Annotated in this window: 18 protein-coding genes; 12 read left to right on the top strand and 6 right to left on the bottom strand. The window is 65.4% G+C overall.

Annotated features, from left to right (window positions below):
* The first annotated feature begins 8 nt into the window (after positions 1 to 8).
* The gene (locus Q0319_RS04535; RefSeq protein ID WP_296468317.1) at positions 9 to 569 is read left to right on the top strand and encodes an SET domain-containing protein-lysine N-methyltransferase; all 561 of its coding nucleotides are present in this window, start codon (positions 9 to 11) and stop codon (positions 567 to 569) included.
* Between the two features lie 36 nt (positions 570 to 605).
* Here Q0319_RS04535 and Q0319_RS04540 read toward each other — a convergent pair whose 3' ends face one another.
* Positions 606 to 1,370: a glycine zipper 2TM domain-containing protein gene (locus Q0319_RS04540; protein WP_296468319.1), complete on the bottom strand. Its 765-nt coding sequence runs from the start codon at positions 1,368 to 1,370 to the stop codon at positions 606 to 608.
* 144 nt (positions 1,371 to 1,514) lie between these two features.
* On the opposite strand from Q0319_RS04540, the gene Q0319_RS04545 reads away from it, so the two are divergent.
* Positions 1,515 to 1,748 carry a DUF3717 domain-containing protein gene (locus Q0319_RS04545; protein ID WP_296468320.1) on the top strand — a complete coding sequence of 78 codons (234 nt, stop codon included), beginning with the start codon at positions 1,515 to 1,517 and terminating at the stop codon, positions 1,746 to 1,748.
* Here the strand turns inward: Q0319_RS04545 and Q0319_RS04550 are convergent.
* Positions 1,738 to 2,598 carry a DUF4743 domain-containing protein gene (locus Q0319_RS04550; RefSeq protein WP_296468322.1) on the bottom strand — a complete coding sequence of 287 codons (861 nt, stop codon included), beginning with the start codon at positions 2,596 to 2,598 and terminating at the stop codon, positions 1,738 to 1,740. The genes Q0319_RS04545 and Q0319_RS04550 overlap by 11 nt on opposite strands.
* Before the next feature lie 139 nt (positions 2,599 to 2,737).
* Between Q0319_RS04550 and Q0319_RS04555 the strand changes: the two genes are divergently transcribed.
* The 7 genes from Q0319_RS04555 (at position 2,738) to Q0319_RS04585 (ending at position 8,929) form a co-directional block, all read left to right on the top strand.
* A complete protein-coding gene (locus tag Q0319_RS04555) occupies positions 2,738 to 3,730 on the top strand; it encodes a 2-dehydropantoate 2-reductase (RefSeq protein WP_299451242.1) in 993 nt (330 codons plus the stop codon).
* Between the two features lie 118 nt (positions 3,731 to 3,848).
* Complete coding sequence (locus Q0319_RS04560) at positions 3,849 to 4,718, top strand: fumarate hydratase (RefSeq protein ID WP_296468325.1); 870 nt, start codon at positions 3,849 to 3,851, stop codon at positions 4,716 to 4,718.
* An 18-nt stretch (positions 4,719 to 4,736) separates the two neighbouring features.
* Entirely contained in the window at positions 4,737 to 5,366 is a 630-nt protein-coding gene (locus tag Q0319_RS04565) for a fumarate hydratase C-terminal domain-containing protein (RefSeq protein ID WP_296468327.1), read from the top strand.
* Between the two features lie 43 nt (positions 5,367 to 5,409).
* The gene (locus Q0319_RS04570) at positions 5,410 to 6,393 is read left to right on the top strand and encodes a tripartite tricarboxylate transporter substrate binding protein (protein WP_296468330.1); all 984 of its coding nucleotides are present in this window, start codon (positions 5,410 to 5,412) and stop codon (positions 6,391 to 6,393) included.
* A 190-nt stretch (positions 6,394 to 6,583) separates the two neighbouring features.
* Complete coding sequence (locus tag Q0319_RS04575) at positions 6,584 to 7,183, top strand: flavin reductase family protein (protein WP_296470790.1); 600 nt, start codon at positions 6,584 to 6,586, stop codon at positions 7,181 to 7,183.
* Between the two features lie 95 nt (positions 7,184 to 7,278).
* The gene (locus tag Q0319_RS04580) at positions 7,279 to 8,034 is read left to right on the top strand and encodes an aldolase/citrate lyase family protein (protein WP_296470787.1); all 756 of its coding nucleotides are present in this window, start codon (positions 7,279 to 7,281) and stop codon (positions 8,032 to 8,034) included.
* 31 nt (positions 8,035 to 8,065) lie between these two features.
* Positions 8,066 to 8,929 carry a hypothetical protein gene (locus Q0319_RS04585; protein ID WP_296470785.1) on the top strand — a complete coding sequence of 288 codons (864 nt, stop codon included), beginning with the start codon at positions 8,066 to 8,068 and terminating at the stop codon, positions 8,927 to 8,929.
* A gap of 69 nt (positions 8,930 to 8,998) precedes the next feature.
* Here Q0319_RS04585 and Q0319_RS04590 read toward each other — a convergent pair whose 3' ends face one another.
* Both Q0319_RS04590 and Q0319_RS04595 read right to left on the bottom strand, forming a co-directional pair.
* The gene (locus Q0319_RS04590) at positions 8,999 to 9,766 is read right to left on the bottom strand and encodes a DNA-binding transcriptional regulator (RefSeq protein ID WP_296470783.1); all 768 of its coding nucleotides are present in this window, start codon (positions 9,764 to 9,766) and stop codon (positions 8,999 to 9,001) included.
* A 164-nt stretch (positions 9,767 to 9,930) separates the two neighbouring features.
* Entirely contained in the window at positions 9,931 to 10,890 is a 960-nt protein-coding gene (locus Q0319_RS04595) for an amidohydrolase family protein (RefSeq protein WP_299451246.1), read from the bottom strand.
* A 344-nt stretch (positions 10,891 to 11,234) separates the two neighbouring features.
* Here Q0319_RS04595 and Q0319_RS04600 point away from each other — a divergent pair, with 344 nt between their 5' ends.
* The 3 genes from Q0319_RS04600 to Q0319_RS04610 all read left to right on the top strand — a co-directional run bounded on the left by Q0319_RS04600 (position 11,235) and on the right by Q0319_RS04610 (position 12,635).
* Entirely contained in the window at positions 11,235 to 11,516 is a 282-nt protein-coding gene (locus Q0319_RS04600; RefSeq protein ID WP_296467409.1) for a (2Fe-2S)-binding protein, read from the top strand.
* A gap of 301 nt (positions 11,517 to 11,817) precedes the next feature.
* Positions 11,818 to 12,297, top strand: coding sequence for a bacterioferritin (gene bfr, locus Q0319_RS04605; protein ID WP_296467408.1), 480 nt, complete (start codon positions 11,818 to 11,820; stop codon positions 12,295 to 12,297).
* Positions 12,298 to 12,431: 134 nt separating this feature from the next.
* Positions 12,432 to 12,635, top strand: a complete 204-nt coding sequence (locus Q0319_RS04610; protein ID WP_299451251.1) for a hypothetical protein — start codon at positions 12,432 to 12,434, stop codon at positions 12,633 to 12,635.
* Between the two features lie 15 nt (positions 12,636 to 12,650).
* Here the strand turns inward: Q0319_RS04610 and Q0319_RS04615 are convergent, their stop codons facing one another.
* Positions 12,651 to 13,274 (bottom strand): hypothetical protein, encoded by a 624-nt coding sequence (locus tag Q0319_RS04615; RefSeq protein WP_296467401.1) that lies wholly within the window; start codon positions 13,272 to 13,274, stop codon positions 12,651 to 12,653.
* 62 nt (positions 13,275 to 13,336) lie between these two features.
* Positions 13,337 to 14,962, bottom strand: coding sequence for a peptide chain release factor 3 (locus Q0319_RS04620; protein WP_299451254.1), 1,626 nt, complete (start codon positions 14,960 to 14,962; stop codon positions 13,337 to 13,339).
* Positions 14,963 to 15,016: the final 54 nt, after the last annotated feature.

Raw genomic sequence — 15,016 nt, forward strand, 5'->3', positions numbered from 1 at the left:
CCCTTTCCATGACCGCAAAAAAGAAGTCGCCCAGCCGGGCGCGCAAGGCACCCGTGGCCGAGCCGCCCGCGCCCGAACGGATAGACGTCGACCCGCCGCCCGCCGGCAAATCCTGGTACGTCGTGCGCCGCTCGCGCGTCCACGGCACCGGGGTCTTCGCCGCTCGCAAGATTCCGGCAGGCACCCGCATTCTCGAATACGCGGGCGAGCGCATCTCGGCCGCCGAGGCCGACCGGCGCCATCCGGTCAACCCGGAAGACCCTTATCACACGTTCTTCTTCGCGCTGGAAAACGGCAAGGTCATCGATGGCGGCAGCCAGGGCAATGATGCCCGGTGGATCAACCATTGCTGCGAGCCCAATTGCGAGGCCGAGGAAACCGAGGACGGCCGCGTCTTCATCGTGTCCTTGCGGCCTATCGAGCGCGGCGAGGAACTCAATTACGACTATGGGCTCGTGATCGACGAGCGGATCACCCCCACCCTCAAGAAAAACTACCGCTGCCTGTGCGGCGCGCCGTCCTGCCGAGGCACCATGCTAGCCCTCAAGCGACGCCGCAAGTCCGCCTGAGTCGCCGCGGGGCGCGCCCCGCCGCCCCGGCGGGGATCAGTTGTAATCACTCACGCGCGTCGCCTGCGCGCGGTCGCCGCCGCTACGGGCCACCACAGCGCCGTCCACCACGCGCACCGGATCGCCCGCGCGCCAGGGGTAAGGCGTCGCGCTATGGAAGGTGCGGACGCTGCCGTCGTCCATGCGCACGGTAAGTTCGTAGCGCGTGGAGGTGCGGGCGCGCTTTTCGATCTCATTGCCGGCGAGGGCGCCGCCTATGGCCCCGAGAACAGTGAAAGCCGCGCGGCCACTGCCGCCGCCGATCTGGTTGCCGACGACGCCGCCCACCACGCCGCCGCCCACGGCGCCCAGCCCGGTTCCCTGGCCCTCGACCTGCAGGGCACGCATGCTCTGCACGGTGCCGCAGTCGGCACATACCGCGGCGGCCGTGCGGACAGGCTCGCGCGGGGCGGGCGCGGCGGCCTGGGCGGTGCGGCCTGCCTCGCGGCCAGGCACATCGCGCGGTTCCACAGCGGCCGCTTTGCGGGCCGGGATATGGGCCGCCGCCTTGCCGAAATCACGCCCGCTTACCGAAACAGGCGGCTCGGCCTCGACTACCTCTTGGGGCGCCGCGGGCTTGGCCAGCGGCGAGGGCAACAGGCCCGTCAAGACACCCACGCCCACCGCGGACAGCACCATGACACTGATCGCAGCGGCCGCCAGCAAGGGATGCAGCGCCGCCGCCCCGCGCATGACGGGATAAGCACGCGCGAGCGCATCGCGGCCTGCCGATGAAGCGGAGAACGAATCCAAGAACATCATGCTGCTCCCAACGTAAGATTCACGTAAGGTACATCCACATCCGTTTCTGGGTTGTTTCCGCGCCCGGCCAGGCCTTGTGCTTTGTGTATCGGAATTGACCGAATGTTTCCGCCGGCCAGGAAAAAGTCTGCCAGAATGCCCCCCATGGAAATCACCCTCACCGAGCTCGAGGAAGCCATCAATTTCTGGCGCGCCCGCAAGCCCTCCACGGGGGAAGAGCATGCGCTGAGCCCCGAGGTCGCCGCGCTGGCCATTCCCTATGCCGAGATGATCATGAATCGCCGGCGCACGGTCGACGTCACCGGCCTGCCAGAACCGGCCAGGGCAGCCATCGACGAATGGCAGCGGGCGCGGCAAGCCGCCCCGGTCAAAAGCTAAGCCGGGCCGCTTCCGGCGCCATGTCCTCGCTCGCCGCGGCCACCGCCGGCTGGACGTAAGCGCCCAGGCTGGCGCGCATGGCAAGCGCCGCTTCCAAGGTGAATGCACCGTCGGCGATCATTTGCAGCACTTCCTGGGGGGAGGCCGTCTTGAGCGCCGCGACTTCGCCGTCCTGGTTCTCGGGTACGACCTCCGGGCCGAGCACGATGTCGACTACCGTCACGTGCTCGATCTGGTAGCCCTCGGGCAGAATGCGCCGCACCGAGAACTGCCCGCTACGCCGCCCCGACTGAAGATGATGGGGCAACAGGCCGGCCTCTTCCCAACTCTCGCGCAGCAGGGCGCTCTCCGGCGTTTCGCCGGCGCTGATGAGCCCGCCCACGAGCGTGTCCCACATGCCCGGATCGGTCGTCTTGGTAAACGAGCGCTGGGCGATCCACAACTGCCCGTTGTCGGTCCATGCATTCAAGTGCACCGCGTGCGTTGCGATGCCGAGCGGCCGGACCGCGGCGCGCTCGATCACGCCGAGTACAGTGCCATCGTCGGCAATGACGTCGAGCAGCTCATTGCGCCAGCCGTTGAGCCTGCCGGCCTGGGACAAGGCCTGCGCAATGCGGGACAGCAAATCATTGACCGCCGCCGTCCGTTCCGGGAGGTCCCCGGACCCGTCCCATCCCGGCAGCAGGTGCACCACGCCGGGGTCAACCCGGATTTCACCCGCGAATGGAGCGAGCCATTGCAATACGTCGGCAGCCACCCAACCGCAGTCCCGGCCGGCGATGCGCAACCGGGGAAAATCCGGGGGAGGATCGACGTGCGCGCGGGTCAATATCGAGTCGAATACGTTCATCCAAATGCATATCCCATTTTCAAGCCTTCATTTTGCCGGAAGTCCGGGCACGCCGTCCTCCCGGAGCTCGTAAGCGGAAGTGAACCGCATCGGCTCGGGTAAGATGCCGGCGCCCATGTCCCAAGCGTATAGGAACACCATGACGGAACATCCCAACCTCTGCATCGTCGGTGCCGGAGCCATCGGCGGACTCTTCGCGGGCCGCCTGGCCGACGCAGGCGAAACCGTATCGGTATTGGCCCGGGGTCGCACCCTGGAAGCGCTGCGCAAGGAGGGCATGCGGCTAGAATCGCAAGGCCGGTCGATGGCGCCGAAAGTCCGCGCCAGCGACGACGCGGCAGAACTGGGTCGCCAAGACGTCATCATCCTTGCCGTCAAGGCGCCCGCGTTGCGCGATGTCGCCCGCAGCATATTACCGATGGTCGGGCCGGACACGGTGATCATCCCGGCCCTCAACGGCATCCCATGGTGGTTTTTCCTAGGCGGGGATCACCCATTGGCGGGAACCCGGCTGCGTAGCGTCGACCCCGACGGCTCCATCGAGGCCCACTTGCCCGTCGACCAAGTGTTGGGCGCGGTGGTATTCGCTTCGGCCTCGACGCCCGAGCCGGGATTCACGCGCCATGCCTCGGGCAACCGCGTCGTCGTCGGCGAGCCGCGCGGCGGGACGAGCGAGCGCGCCAGCGCCGTGGCGGCGATATTTGCCCGCGCCGGGTTCGACGCGGTGGCGAGCGCCAACGTGCGCGCCGACATTTGGACCAAGCTGCTGGGCAACGCCTGCTTCAATTCCGCAAGCCTGCTGACGGGCGCTTATACGGACGCCATGATCGACGACCCGCGCCTGCACGAGACCTTCGTGACCATGATGGACGAAGCGCTCGCGGTCGGCGAACGACTGGGGCTGCCGGCGCAAGTGGCTTCGCGCGAGCGCATCGCACTCACCCGCGGCCTGGGGCACATCAAGACGTCCATGCTGCAAGACGTGGAGGCAGGGCGTCCGGTAGAGATCGAGAGCATTCTCGGAGCCCTGGTGGAGACCGCCGCCGCGGCCCGATGCCCGGCACCCACGCTGAACACGGTGTATGCGCTTGCGCGCATGCGCGCGCAGGTGTTGGGCTTGCTTCCCGGCTAAGCCGGGCCCTACTTTTCTATAGGCGAAAAACGCAAAAACTTCGCTTGAACCGCCGCCGCCTCCGACGCATCCTGCGAGCCTTGCGTGAGCACGGAGAGCCGGCGGACGGCGGTATGCGATGCCTATTTCCAGCGAGATCATCAGGAACGTCACTTCGTCCCTGTACGAGTGGTCCCTGAAGAAAGTACCGGACGACACGAAACGATTGCTTGCCCAGGCCGAGCGACGCGAGACCGTCCAGCTGGGCAAGCAGACGCTGCGCATCATGGTCGAGGCTGCGGAAGCGGCCGAGGCGGAAAACCATCTCGTCTGCTCGGACGTCGGCGTTCCCACATACATGATCCGCGTCGGCACCCGGGTCACGTTCTCCGGCAACGTGCGCCAAGCCATCGTCGACGGATTCGCCGATCTCGTGGCGCGCGCCAACCCTCCCATCCTGAAGATGGTGACCAATCCCTTGACGCTGCAACGCAGCTACGAGGGCAAGAACATGCCGCTGGTCACCTTCGACATGATCGACGGCGCCGACTACATGGAGATCGTTTGCGCGCCCAAGGCCATGGGCACGGGACGCTGGGAAGCCATCGAGACCTTCGTCTACCCGTCACTCGAAACGATAGAGAAATACGTCCTCGACACCGTCCTTCGCGCGGGCTCGCAACCCTGCCCGCCCATCGTGGTGGGCGTGGGCATAGGCGGCACCTTCGACTACGCCGCCAAGATGGCCAAGGAATGCGTGCTACGCCCCTTCGGCGAGCGCAACCCGGAGCCGGTTCTGGCCGCGATGGAGGAACGCCTGCTCAAGGCGATCAACGCCACGGGCTTCGGCCCCATGGGCACCGGCGGCGACACCACCGCCATGGCCGTGCACATCGACTACTCCGCCAGCCACGGATTCATGCCGGTCGCCGTGGCGTTCAACTGCTGGATCAACCGTCGCACCTGTGCCCGCATCTACGAGGACGGGACGGTCGTGCGCGTGGAATGACGGCGCAGGAGAATCACCGTGAATACGCATCGCTTGACCCTTCCCGTGAGTGAGGCGGACATCTCGGCCATCCGGGCCGGCGACATCGTCTACCTGAGCGGCGACATCGTCGTCACCATCGGCCTGCCCACCCACCAGCGCATGATCGACTATGCGGAGCAGGGCAAGCCGCTGCCCATCGACATACGGGGAGGCGCGTTTCTGCACTTGAGCTCGTACAACCGGGAAAGCAACACGCCTTCCGGCTATGAAGCGCTGTACATGAACCCCACCACGAGCACGCGCTACGACGCCCTCATGCCCAGCCTCATCCGCGCCTACGGCCTGCGCATCGTCGGCGGAAAAGGCGGGCTGGGCGAAGAAAGCGTCGCAGCCATGCGCGAGACCGGCTGCATTTACCTGTCTTTCCTCGGCGGAGGCTGCACGTTGCTCGCCCGCGCGATCCAGGAAGTCGTATCCGTGCATTGGGAAGACTACATCTCTCAGTTTCGCCTAGTGACCTTGCGCGTCAAGGACCTGGGCCCCGCCACCGTCGGGATCGATGCCCACGGCAACAGCCTCTATCGCCAGCTGCGCGATGACGCAAAGCGGCGGTTGCCGACCATCCTCGACGAACTGAACCGTGACCGCGAACGAGCCCTGCGCTGATCGCGGCACTTTTCTCAATTTCGAACCAAAGATCGGAGACCCCATGAAGAAGTACCAACGCCTCACTGTCTGCGCGGGCGCCATACTGGCTCTTTCGGCGACTGCCGCAAACGCCAAGGACGACGCAGCCTCCTGGCCGAACAAGCCGGTGCGGCTCATCGTGCCGTTCCCGGCGGGCGGCAGCACGGACGTGGTGGCGCGCCTGATCGCCGAGCGGCTCGGCCAAAAGCTCGGCCAGCAGTTCGTCGTCGACAACCGCCCCGGCGCGGCCGGCAACATCGGCACCGACCAAGTCGCCAAGGCGGCACCGGACGGCTACACCATTACGCTGACGACGTCCGGCCCGCTGGCCAACAACAAGTACCTCTACAAGTCCATGCCGTACGATCCGGCCAAGGACCTCACGCCCATCGTGCTGGTGGGCGAGATTCCCCTGGTGGTCGTCTCCACCGACAAGACGCCAGCCAAGGACCTCAAGGAGTTCATCGCGCTCGCCAAGGCGGCGCCCGGCAAGTATTCGGTCGGCAACCCGGGCAACGGCACCATCGGGCACCTGGCCTATGAGCTGCTGCGCCACGCCACCAAGACCGACCTCCTGGCCGTGCCTTACAAAGGCGACACGCCCGCGATGACCGACCTGATGGGCGGGTCGATCCAGGCCATCGTCGCCCCCATCACGGCGTTCATCCCGCAGATCCAGGCCGGCAAGATGAACGGCCTGGCGGTGACGTCCAAGAAACGCTTCCCAGGCACGCCGAACGTCCCGACCGCCGTCGAACAGGGCTTCGACGTCGAAGCGTCAGTGTGGTTCGCCGTGGCGGGTCCGGCCGGCATGCCGCGCGCCATCGTGGAAAAACTCAACCGCGAAATCAACATCGTCCTCGATTCGCCCGAGGGCCGGGCCAAGCTCGAACAGTTCGGCGCCGTGGTCGGGGGCGGCACGCCGGAGCAGCTGGACTCGTTGATGAAGGTCGAAAGCGCCAAATGGAAACGCGTCATCGAGGAGGCCAACATCCGGCTGGATTGAGCCTCCCGTGGGGCAACGCCGCGCCTGGAACAGAAGCGCGGAGCCGGGACGCGGCCCGGCTCCGCCCGCCTGCCGGCATGGGCCAGCGTGAGCGCCTGTGCGGGAAAGGGCGGTTTTTTTCGAGTCGAATCGCCGCAGGCTGCGGTGGGAGTTTCGGATGAATGGATTTGTAACGCTAAAGACTGAGGGCATGAGCACCGAGGAGGCCTATCGGCTCATCGTCGGCTGCGTCGCGCCCCGGCCGGTCGCGTGGATTACGACGCAGGACGAGTCAGGGCGCGTCAATGCAGCGCCCTTCAGCTCGTATAACTACGTCGCCCACAGCCCGCCCATGCTGGCGGTCAACATCGGGTCGCGCAAGGGGGTGCTCAAAGACACCGCCCGCAACATCAAGGAAACGGGCGAGTTCGTCGTCAACGTGGCCACGGAAGCCACCTTGGAATTAATGCACGCGACCGGCGCCGACTATCCCCCGGAGGTCAGCGAGCCGCAGGCCCTGGGAATTGAGCTCGCGCCAAGCAGCCTCGTCAAGCCGCCTCGCATCCCGGCCACGCCGATACAGATGGAATGCCGGCTCGAGCACGTGCTGCCGCTCGGACGCGGGCTGAACACGCTGTACATCGGCGAAGTCGTCGCCTTTCACCTGTCCGAGGCCATATACAACGGACGCCATGTCGACGCCATCGCCATGCGCCCCATCGCCCGGTTGGGCGGTCCCTATTACGCCGGATTGGGAGAAATCTTCCACCGCCCCATGCTGCAGTCGCCGCCTGGAGAGCCGACCGCCTGACGGCGCAGCCGGAGGGTGCCGCGCCCAAGGGCGTGGGCGCGCCGGCGCCACCGGGCGAGGATGCCCGGAGTTGTCTATTCATGAAGGAACGATCGATGACGCGCTCATCTTCTGACACCAACCGACCGATCAAGGCCGGTACATTTATCAAGACCGTGTCGCCGCACATAGTCGAGATACTCGGTACGACCGCGCTGGATTTCGGCGTGCTCGATGCCGAGCATGCACCGTTCGACCGCAGTGCGATCGACCTAATGATGCTCGCAGGGCGCGCCGCGCAGCTGCCGCTCTACGTGCGCGTGCCCGACTACGAAGCATCGACCATCCTGTCCGTGCTGGACATGGGCGCAGCGGGCATCGTGGTGCCGCACGTCGACACGGCGGAACAGGCGGCACAAATCGTCGCACGCGCCCGCTACAAAGGCGGTGAGCGCGGGTTCTCCAGCTCGCCGCGCGCGGCAGGCTACGGCACGATGACTTACAAGCAGGCGCAAGAGGCGGGCGACCAGACGCTGGTGCTGTGCCAGATCGAAAGCGTCGCGGGCCTGGACAACGTCGAGCGCATTGCCGCCGTGCCGGGCGTGGGCGGGCTGTTCGTGGGTCGTGCCGACTTGGCCTTGTCCATGGGCGAAGAAGGCTCGCGCAGCCCCGCGGTGCTGGAAGCAACGACGCGCATCGTTCGCGCCGCACTGGATGCAGGCAAGATCGCCGCGATGTTCGTCGCCAATGCGGCCGAACGAGACGAGTTCGCCGCCCAGGGCGCGACTTGGTTCGTGATCGGCTCCGATCAATCTCTGTTGCGCCAAGGCGCGCAATCAGTCGCCGTAGCCGGCAGCCGAGCGCAAGGCTGAGGCCCGTTCCGCACGCATGCAAGGAGAAGCCATGACAGCTCAAGCTCAACTTCCGCGCCCCGCCACCTACGCCGCGCATTATGAAACCGAACCCCAGCAACAGGCCGCGGGGGCTCGCACGTGGCTGACGCGCGGCGCCAACTTCGTCGTCGCCGTTTCCCAGGTCGAGCCCGGCGCCGTACTCGAGCGCTCCGACAACCCCGACGAGTACTTTGTGTTCGTGCACCGTGGAAGCGCGCGCATCCAGGCCGGCGAAGAACGCCTCGAGGCCTTGGCCGAAACCGTCACCATCGTGCCCCCTGGGCCGAGCCGGGTCGAGGCAACCGCCTCAGGCACCATCGTGCGCGTGTTTTCGAATCGCGCGACCGACCTGGTGGCAGCCTCGTCCAACAATGCCGTCTACGCCGACGGCGCGCCCGAAGTCGCGCCCCTGGTACCTTGGCCGGATCCCCCCGCTGGGTTCAAGCTGCGCCATTACGTGCTGGCCGACTACGTGCGGCCCGATACGAACATGCGCATCTTCCGCAGCACCAACCTCATGGTGAACTTCCTCGCGAAGCGCACGGTGCCACGCGACGTGCACAAACTCAGCCCCCACACGCATGCCGACTTCGAACAGGCTTCGCTTGCTGTCGAAGGTACGTACGTCCATCACCTGCGCTGGCCATGGACGCCCGACATGGACATGTGGAAAGAGGACGAGCACGTAGAGATCGGCAGCCCTTCGGTCACGGTCATTCCGGCCAAGGTCATGCATACCAGCCGCAACGTGAGCCAGGGCGACTGCTGGCTGATCGATATCTTTGCCCCGCCGCGCCTGGATTTTTCCAGCAAGCCGGGCCTGGTCTGCAACGCCGACGAATATCCCATGCCCGCCCCAAGTGTGGCAGCCTGACGGCCCGCCCCGGCAAGCGGCAGGCCCCTGGCGCCGGCCGCGCCTGTGCGAATCCCGGGCCAGCCCTTGCTACAGCTTGGACAAATCTTCGGAAATGCCCCGCGACACTTCCTGCAGCGGACCCAGGTAGCGCTCGACGGCCTGCTCGTCCGTGAGGGTGGAAGCGAACCACGTCATGCCAAACGACGCCACGACGTGCTTGCCGTCGAACACCGGCACGGCAAGCGTGCGCGACACGGGGCGTACGGCCGGGTCGCGTAGCGCATAGCCCTGGGCACGCGTCTGCGCGATCATTTTCTGGACCGCCTCGACGTCCCGGGCCGGCGCGTCCTCGGGGTTGGTCGACTGCCGCAACAAGGCAAGAATGGTCTCGCGCTCGTCCTCATCGCAGAACGCCAGATAGGCCCGCCCAATGGCGCGGCTCACCAGGCTCAGCCGCATGTTGATCGATGAATGCAGCAGCGAAAGCGGCGAATGGGGAATGGTGCTGTAACGCACCACCATCGCGTCGGTGTCGAACACGGCGATGGCCAGAGGCCATTTGATCGCCTCGGTCAGCGCGTCCATGCGCGGCTGGGCGGCCTCGACGATGCGCGGTTCGCTGTGATAACCCGAAGAAAGCGTATTGACCAGCGAGGTCAGATAGTAGGCCCCGTACTGCGGCGCATGCCGCACCAGCCCCTTCGAGGCCAGCGATTCCAGCAACCGGATCAGGGATGGCTTGGGAATACCCGTCTGCTGGTGCAACACATTGAGCGTGGACACCGGCTGGCGATTCAACGCCTGCAGCAACTCGATGGTCCGGACCACCGCTTGGACGGGAGGGAAAGAAGGCACGTGGACCTCCGTACGAAAAAAGCGTCGGCGAGTATGGCACCCGTGGGATGCGCGCTACGCTTCGAGAAGTACGACGGACCCTTCGAGCGTGCCCCGGCCGCCGCCGGGACGCCGCTCGTCGGCCGGACGGGACGCAGGCAATGGCCTGCCGCCGCCCTGCACCGTCAGCGCCGGGTGCCGCCTTTCACGAACACGCGCTTGCCGGTGTCGTGCCAGACGGCGCGCTTCTCCTCCTCGGTCAACAGCACCGATGCGTCGATCATACGCTGGACCATTTCCTTGTAGGTGCCCGAAGAGGTCCCGATGTCCGAACCCCACATGATGTGGTCGGCGCCGAACATGTCGACGGCGCGTCGCAGCACCTTTTCGGCGGGGACGTCGGCTTCCCGGTACTCGTCCAGGTTGATCGAGGTGAACTTGAAATAAACGTTCTTCTCGTGAGCGAGCTTCTCGAAACGCTCGTCCAGCCCGAAGTCCGCGCCCGAAGCCGCTTCCGGCTCGAGCAGGTGATCCAGCACGATGCGCACGTGGGGATAGCGGCGAGCCAACTCCACGATGGCCGGCACCGACGGGCCGCCGCCGCCCACCGCCAACACTTCCAAATCCATGACCAAACCGAACTCCTCGGCCACCTCCCACGTCTTGAGCGCCTGGGGCGAGTTGAGCCAGGGCATGCTTCCGTCCGGCTCGCGGCCGCCAAAGAGGCGCACCCCGGCCAGGCCGTGCTTCTCGATATAGCTGCGCACCGTCCCGGGCGTGGCCGGATCCTCCGCATCCAGGATCACCACCGCCGAGAAAATATCGGGATAGGCGTCCGACGAGTCGAGAATGTAACTGTTGTCGTAGCGGTAGATCATGCGCTTTTGCACCGCCACGGCACCGTCCACGTTCTCTTCCTTCATCCAGACCAGCATGCGGCTGACGTCAGGCACCTCATTGATCGGGTTCGGCCCATGCTTGCCGCCCGGGATGCCGATGACGCCGGGCGGGCGGGGAGGAGCGCTTGCGGCCCGTTTCATGGGATTGCGCGGATAGCGCACCTGGTCATCGGCCACCAAATGTGCATGAGAGTCGAAGAACAAAGGCCGGTTGCCGGCCGCCGGGGCTTGCTTGTCTTGGGTCATGTCCAACTCTTCGTGTTGATGGAGCCGGCGAGCGCGCGGGAAAAGGCGGGGCCGGTGAACGACCGACCGCACCGCTGGCGCCGTCTCGCTGTCCCCTAGGCTGTTGCGTGCTCTGCCGCTGGCGGGAATCCCGCGACGCGAGCGCGTGACTTTTCGCAGCACGGACTTTATCGCCCCGGGCCGGGGCCTGCACCCGATATTCTCGAACTTTTCGCTAGAAGAAAACTAAGGGGAGGCCGGGATTGTGGCGCTGGCCACACTTGCGCAACATGAGAATATTATCGATAATTAATCTCATTACGACGACCATTGCGGCGTCTCCGGGCGCTGCCAGCGAGTCCACCATGTACGTTTGTGTTTGCAATGCCGTTACCGAACGGCAAATCCGCAGCAGCGTAGAAGCCGGCGCCACCACACTGGCCGACCTGCAATTCGACCTGGGTGTCGCCACCTGCTGCGGCTCTTGCGCCGAAACCGCCTGCCAATACCTCCCGGCCGGCGCCAGCGCCTGCGAACACGCCTACGAAGCCTCCATCGCCGAGGGCGGCCATCCCTCCGGCGCATCGGCGCCTCCCCGCGCCACCACCCGGCGCTTCCCCGTCCACGTCGTCGCCAAGGCGGCGTAACGCCCGCCTCACACGGTGCGTTCCGGCATCACTGCCGGGCGCATGTACTTTGCCACCAACGGCATGCCCCGCCTGTGCGCGGCGCACCGTGCGGGGCCGGCTCCGCTCCCGTTACTACGCACCCCCTGGCGCCGGCGCCTGGAGAATGGACGCCGTCTACGCCAGCCCCATCCCACCGATAGGCGCAAACCGTTCTCATATCGGTTTCGCTTGTCCATTACGAACGGACGTGCGGTCTGCGGATGACGCCCCAGGGAGTGCTAACCTTCGGGAATCCAAATGAATACCGCAGGGGAAAAACATGAAAGGCGACAAGACCGTCATCCAACACCTGAACAAGCAGCTCACCAACGAGCTCACCGCCATCAACCAATACTTCCTGCATGCGCGCATGCTCAAGCATTGGGGCTTCAATAAGATGGGCAAGCACGAGTACGAAGAATCCATCGAGGAAATGAAGCATGCCGACCGGCTCATCCAGCGCATCTTCATGCTCGACGGCCTGCCCAACCTGCAAGACCTGCACAAGCTACTCATCGGCGAAAACGTGCCGGAAATCCTCGAGTGCGACCTGAAACTGGAGCTGGTTTCGCAAACCACGCTCAAGGAAGGCATCGCCTACTGTGAAAGCGTGCGGGACTACGTCTCGCGCGATCTGCTGCAAGATATCCTGGACGATACCGAAGAGCACATCGACTATCTGGAAACGCAAATTGGGCTGGTCCAACAACTCGGCATCCAGAACTACTTGCAATCGCAGATGGACGACGAAGGCAACTGATCCCCTGCGGCAGCCCAAGAAAACCCCGCGCGTCGGGGTTTTTTTTGCCAGTCCGACCCTTTCACGTCCGCGGCTGCGCGGAACACAAATTGCTGCTGACCGTGCTCCACATGCCAAATCGACAGGAGCCGGCCATGGCCATTTCCGGAGGCAGCAATCCCATTTCCAAGCACATCGACGACATTCTCAAGGAGGAGAACCGCAAGCTGCCCGCGGCAGAGTTGCCGCGCGAGGAAAAAGACGCGCCGCCCGCTGCAGGCGGCGACGAACGGGACATCGACGACCTGGGGGATCTCGACGACGCTGGCGAAGAGACCCCGGAGACGGGCGACCGGTGACGAGACGCGCCTGCGTCAGTTATTGCCCGTGGCCGGGCATTCCGGCACCGAGCCCCAGCGATTGTCAGGATTGCAATACTTCCACCGCGCCTGTTCGTTGCAGAGCACCCGGCTCACCATCCCCTGGGAAGCGCAGCGTGACAATTCCGCGCGCAGCGCCTGCACCCAGGACTCCTCACCGGCTTGGCCGCGGGGATCCGGCGCCTCGACCCCCGCGACGACGGTGGCGACTTCCGGGAACGACTGCTGCACGATGACGCGCGGCATCTCCGCCTGTGCCCCCGCTGCCGGCTGCGTCGGCGAAGCCAGCGTTTCCAGGTCGGGCGCAATCGTGGAAATCAAGGTATCGGGTTGGGGATTCTCGGCGGCGGAAACCAGCGGCACGGGTTCGGCCGGCATCACAGGGCGCGCCGGTACGCCGCGCGTTCCATCCATCCGCGGTTGGGGCGGCTCGGGAAGATAAGACTGTTCATCCACGGCCGCGACCGGCGCCTCGCCAGGGCGCCCCTGGGCGACGGGCACAGGCGCCTCGGCGGCCCGCTGGACCGGCGCATTCCAGGAGAGCCAGAGGCCAAACAGCACGCCCACCAGCACTACCATTGCGACGACGGCCAAGCCCATTAGTATGCGGTTACGCATCTGTACACCTCGTTCGACCGGGTCCGGGCCCAAGCCCTGGACCACATGGGCGAGTGGGCCGATCAGGCAAACGCCGTATCACCCACCCGCGTCTGGAACACCTGTCCTCCGTGCTCGCGCAATGCGTGGAATTGCACGTCGGGATAGAGCTCCTGCGCCACTCGCAATTGTGCCTGCGATCCGATCAGGAAAGCCGGGGCATCCACCACGTCGTACGCGATGTGCTGCATATTGGCGTCCATGAATTTCTTCAGGGCCTTGGGATCCTCGGAAGTGACCCAACGAGCCATGGAATAGCGCGACGGCATCATGCGGGCCGCGACCCCATATTCCGTCTTGAGTCGATGCGCCACGACTTCGAACTGGAGCTGGCCCACGGCGCCGAGCAGCAGCGGACCGCCGGCCACCGGACGGAAGACCTGGATGGCGCCCTCTTCGCCCAATTGCGTCAATCCCGTCCGCAATTGCTTGCTGCGCAGCGGATCGGCGACCTCGACCGCCTGGAAAAGCTCCGGCGCGAAGAAGGGCAGGCCGGTAAACCGCAGCACCTCACCTTCGGTCAGCACGTCACCCAATTGCAGCACGCCATGGTTGGGAATGCCGATCACGTCGCCGGCATAGGCCTCATCCAGCAGCTCCCGCCGTTGCGACAAGAAAGAGACCACGTTGTTCGGCCGGGTTTCCTTGCCCGTACGGCAGACCTTCAGGCGCATGCCCCGCTCGAAGCGCCCCGAACAGACGCGCACGAAGGCGACGCGGTCGCGATGGGCCGGATCCATGTTGGCCTGCACCTTGAACACCACGCCGGTGAACTTGGGCTCGTCGGGTAGCACTTCGCGTTCCAGGGCGTGGCGCGGCCCCGGCGGGGGAGCCAAGTCGACCAACGCGTCCAGCACTTCCTGGACGCCGAAGTTGTTGATCGCCGAACCGAAAAACACCGGCGTCTGCCGGCCGGCGAGGAAAGCAGCGTGATCGAAGGGCGGCGTCGCACCGCTGATCAGGTCGATCTCGCCCCTGGCCTGTTCGAAGGCCGCGCCGAAACGGCGAGCGATCTCGGGATTGTCCAACCCCTCGATGATCTCATCGTGCTGTTCGCTCAAGCGATCGCTGCCGGCCTTGAACACGCGCATGCGATCGCGCCGGATGTCGAACACCCCGCCGAACGCCTTGCCCATCCCGATCGGCCACGCGAACGGAATGGCGTCCATGCCCAGGTGCGACTCGATTTCGGAAAGCAGGTCGAGCGGCTCGCGGACCTCCCGGTCCATTTTGTTGACGAAGGTAATGATGGGCGTGTTGCGGGCCCGGCAGACCTGCAACAAACGGATGGTCTGCGGCTCGACGCCGTTGGCCGCGTCGATCACCATGAGGGCCGCGTCGACCGCCGTGAGCACGCGGTAGGTATCTTCGGAGAAGTCCTGGTGGCCCGGGGTGTCGAGCAGGTTGATGACGGCATCGCGGTACTCGACCTGCATCACGGACGAGGCCACGGAGATGCCGCGCTGCTTTTCGATCTCCATCCAGTCGGACGAAGCATGACGCGACGCCTTCCGCGCCTTGACGCTACCGGCGATCTGGATCGCGCCGGCGAAAAGCAATAGCTTTTCGGTCAGCGTGGTCTTGCCCGCATCGGGGTGGGAAATAATGGCGAAGGTGCGTCGCCGGGCGACTTCGGTGGATATGGTCATCCCGAAGAATTTTAACCGGAGACGGGAACCGGTGCTTGGCCCGGCGTGGCATCC

It is taken from the genome of uncultured Pigmentiphaga sp. (assembly GCF_937950555.1).
GTDB lineage: Bacteria > Pseudomonadota > Gammaproteobacteria > Burkholderiales > Burkholderiaceae_B > Pigmentiphaga.

Coding starts and splice junctions, on each gene's coding strand:
- bfr (WP_296467408.1), top strand. CDS start 11,818: ATGAAAGGCGACAAGACCGTCATCCAACACCTGAACAAGCAGCTCACC.
- Q0319_RS04570 (WP_296468330.1), top strand. CDS start 5,410: ATGAAGAAGTACCAACGCCTCACTGTCTGCGCGGGCGCCATACTGGCT.
- Q0319_RS04575 (WP_296470790.1), top strand. CDS start 6,584: ATGAGCACCGAGGAGGCCTATCGGCTCATCGTCGGCTGCGTCGCGCCC.
- Q0319_RS04595 (WP_299451246.1), bottom strand. CDS start 10,890: ATGACCCAAGACAAGCAAGCCCCGGCGGCCGGCAACCGGCCTTTGTTC.
- Q0319_RS04610 (WP_299451251.1), top strand. CDS start 12,432: ATGGCCATTTCCGGAGGCAGCAATCCCATTTCCAAGCACATCGACGAC.
- Q0319_RS04615 (WP_296467401.1), bottom strand. CDS start 13,274: ATGCGTAACCGCATACTAATGGGCTTGGCCGTCGTCGCAATGGTAGTG.
- Q0319_RS04620 (WP_299451254.1), bottom strand. CDS start 14,962: ATGACCATATCCACCGAAGTCGCCCGGCGACGCACCTTCGCCATTATT.
- Q0319_RS04580 (WP_296470787.1), top strand. CDS start 7,279: ATGACGCGCTCATCTTCTGACACCAACCGACCGATCAAGGCCGGTACA.
- Q0319_RS04535 (WP_296468317.1), top strand. CDS start 9: ATGACCGCAAAAAAGAAGTCGCCCAGCCGGGCGCGCAAGGCACCCGTG.
- Q0319_RS04585 (WP_296470785.1), top strand. CDS start 8,066: ATGACAGCTCAAGCTCAACTTCCGCGCCCCGCCACCTACGCCGCGCAT.
- Q0319_RS04540 (WP_296468319.1), bottom strand. CDS start 1,370: ATGATGTTCTTGGATTCGTTCTCCGCTTCATCGGCAGGCCGCGATGCG.
- Q0319_RS04555 (WP_299451242.1), top strand. CDS start 2,738: ATGACGGAACATCCCAACCTCTGCATCGTCGGTGCCGGAGCCATCGGC.
- Q0319_RS04550 (WP_296468322.1), bottom strand. CDS start 2,598: ATGAACGTATTCGACTCGATATTGACCCGCGCGCACGTCGATCCTCCC.
- Q0319_RS04560 (WP_296468325.1), top strand. CDS start 3,849: ATGCCTATTTCCAGCGAGATCATCAGGAACGTCACTTCGTCCCTGTAC.
- Q0319_RS04600 (WP_296467409.1), top strand. CDS start 11,235: ATGTACGTTTGTGTTTGCAATGCCGTTACCGAACGGCAAATCCGCAGC.
- Q0319_RS04545 (WP_296468320.1), top strand. CDS start 1,515: ATGGAAATCACCCTCACCGAGCTCGAGGAAGCCATCAATTTCTGGCGC.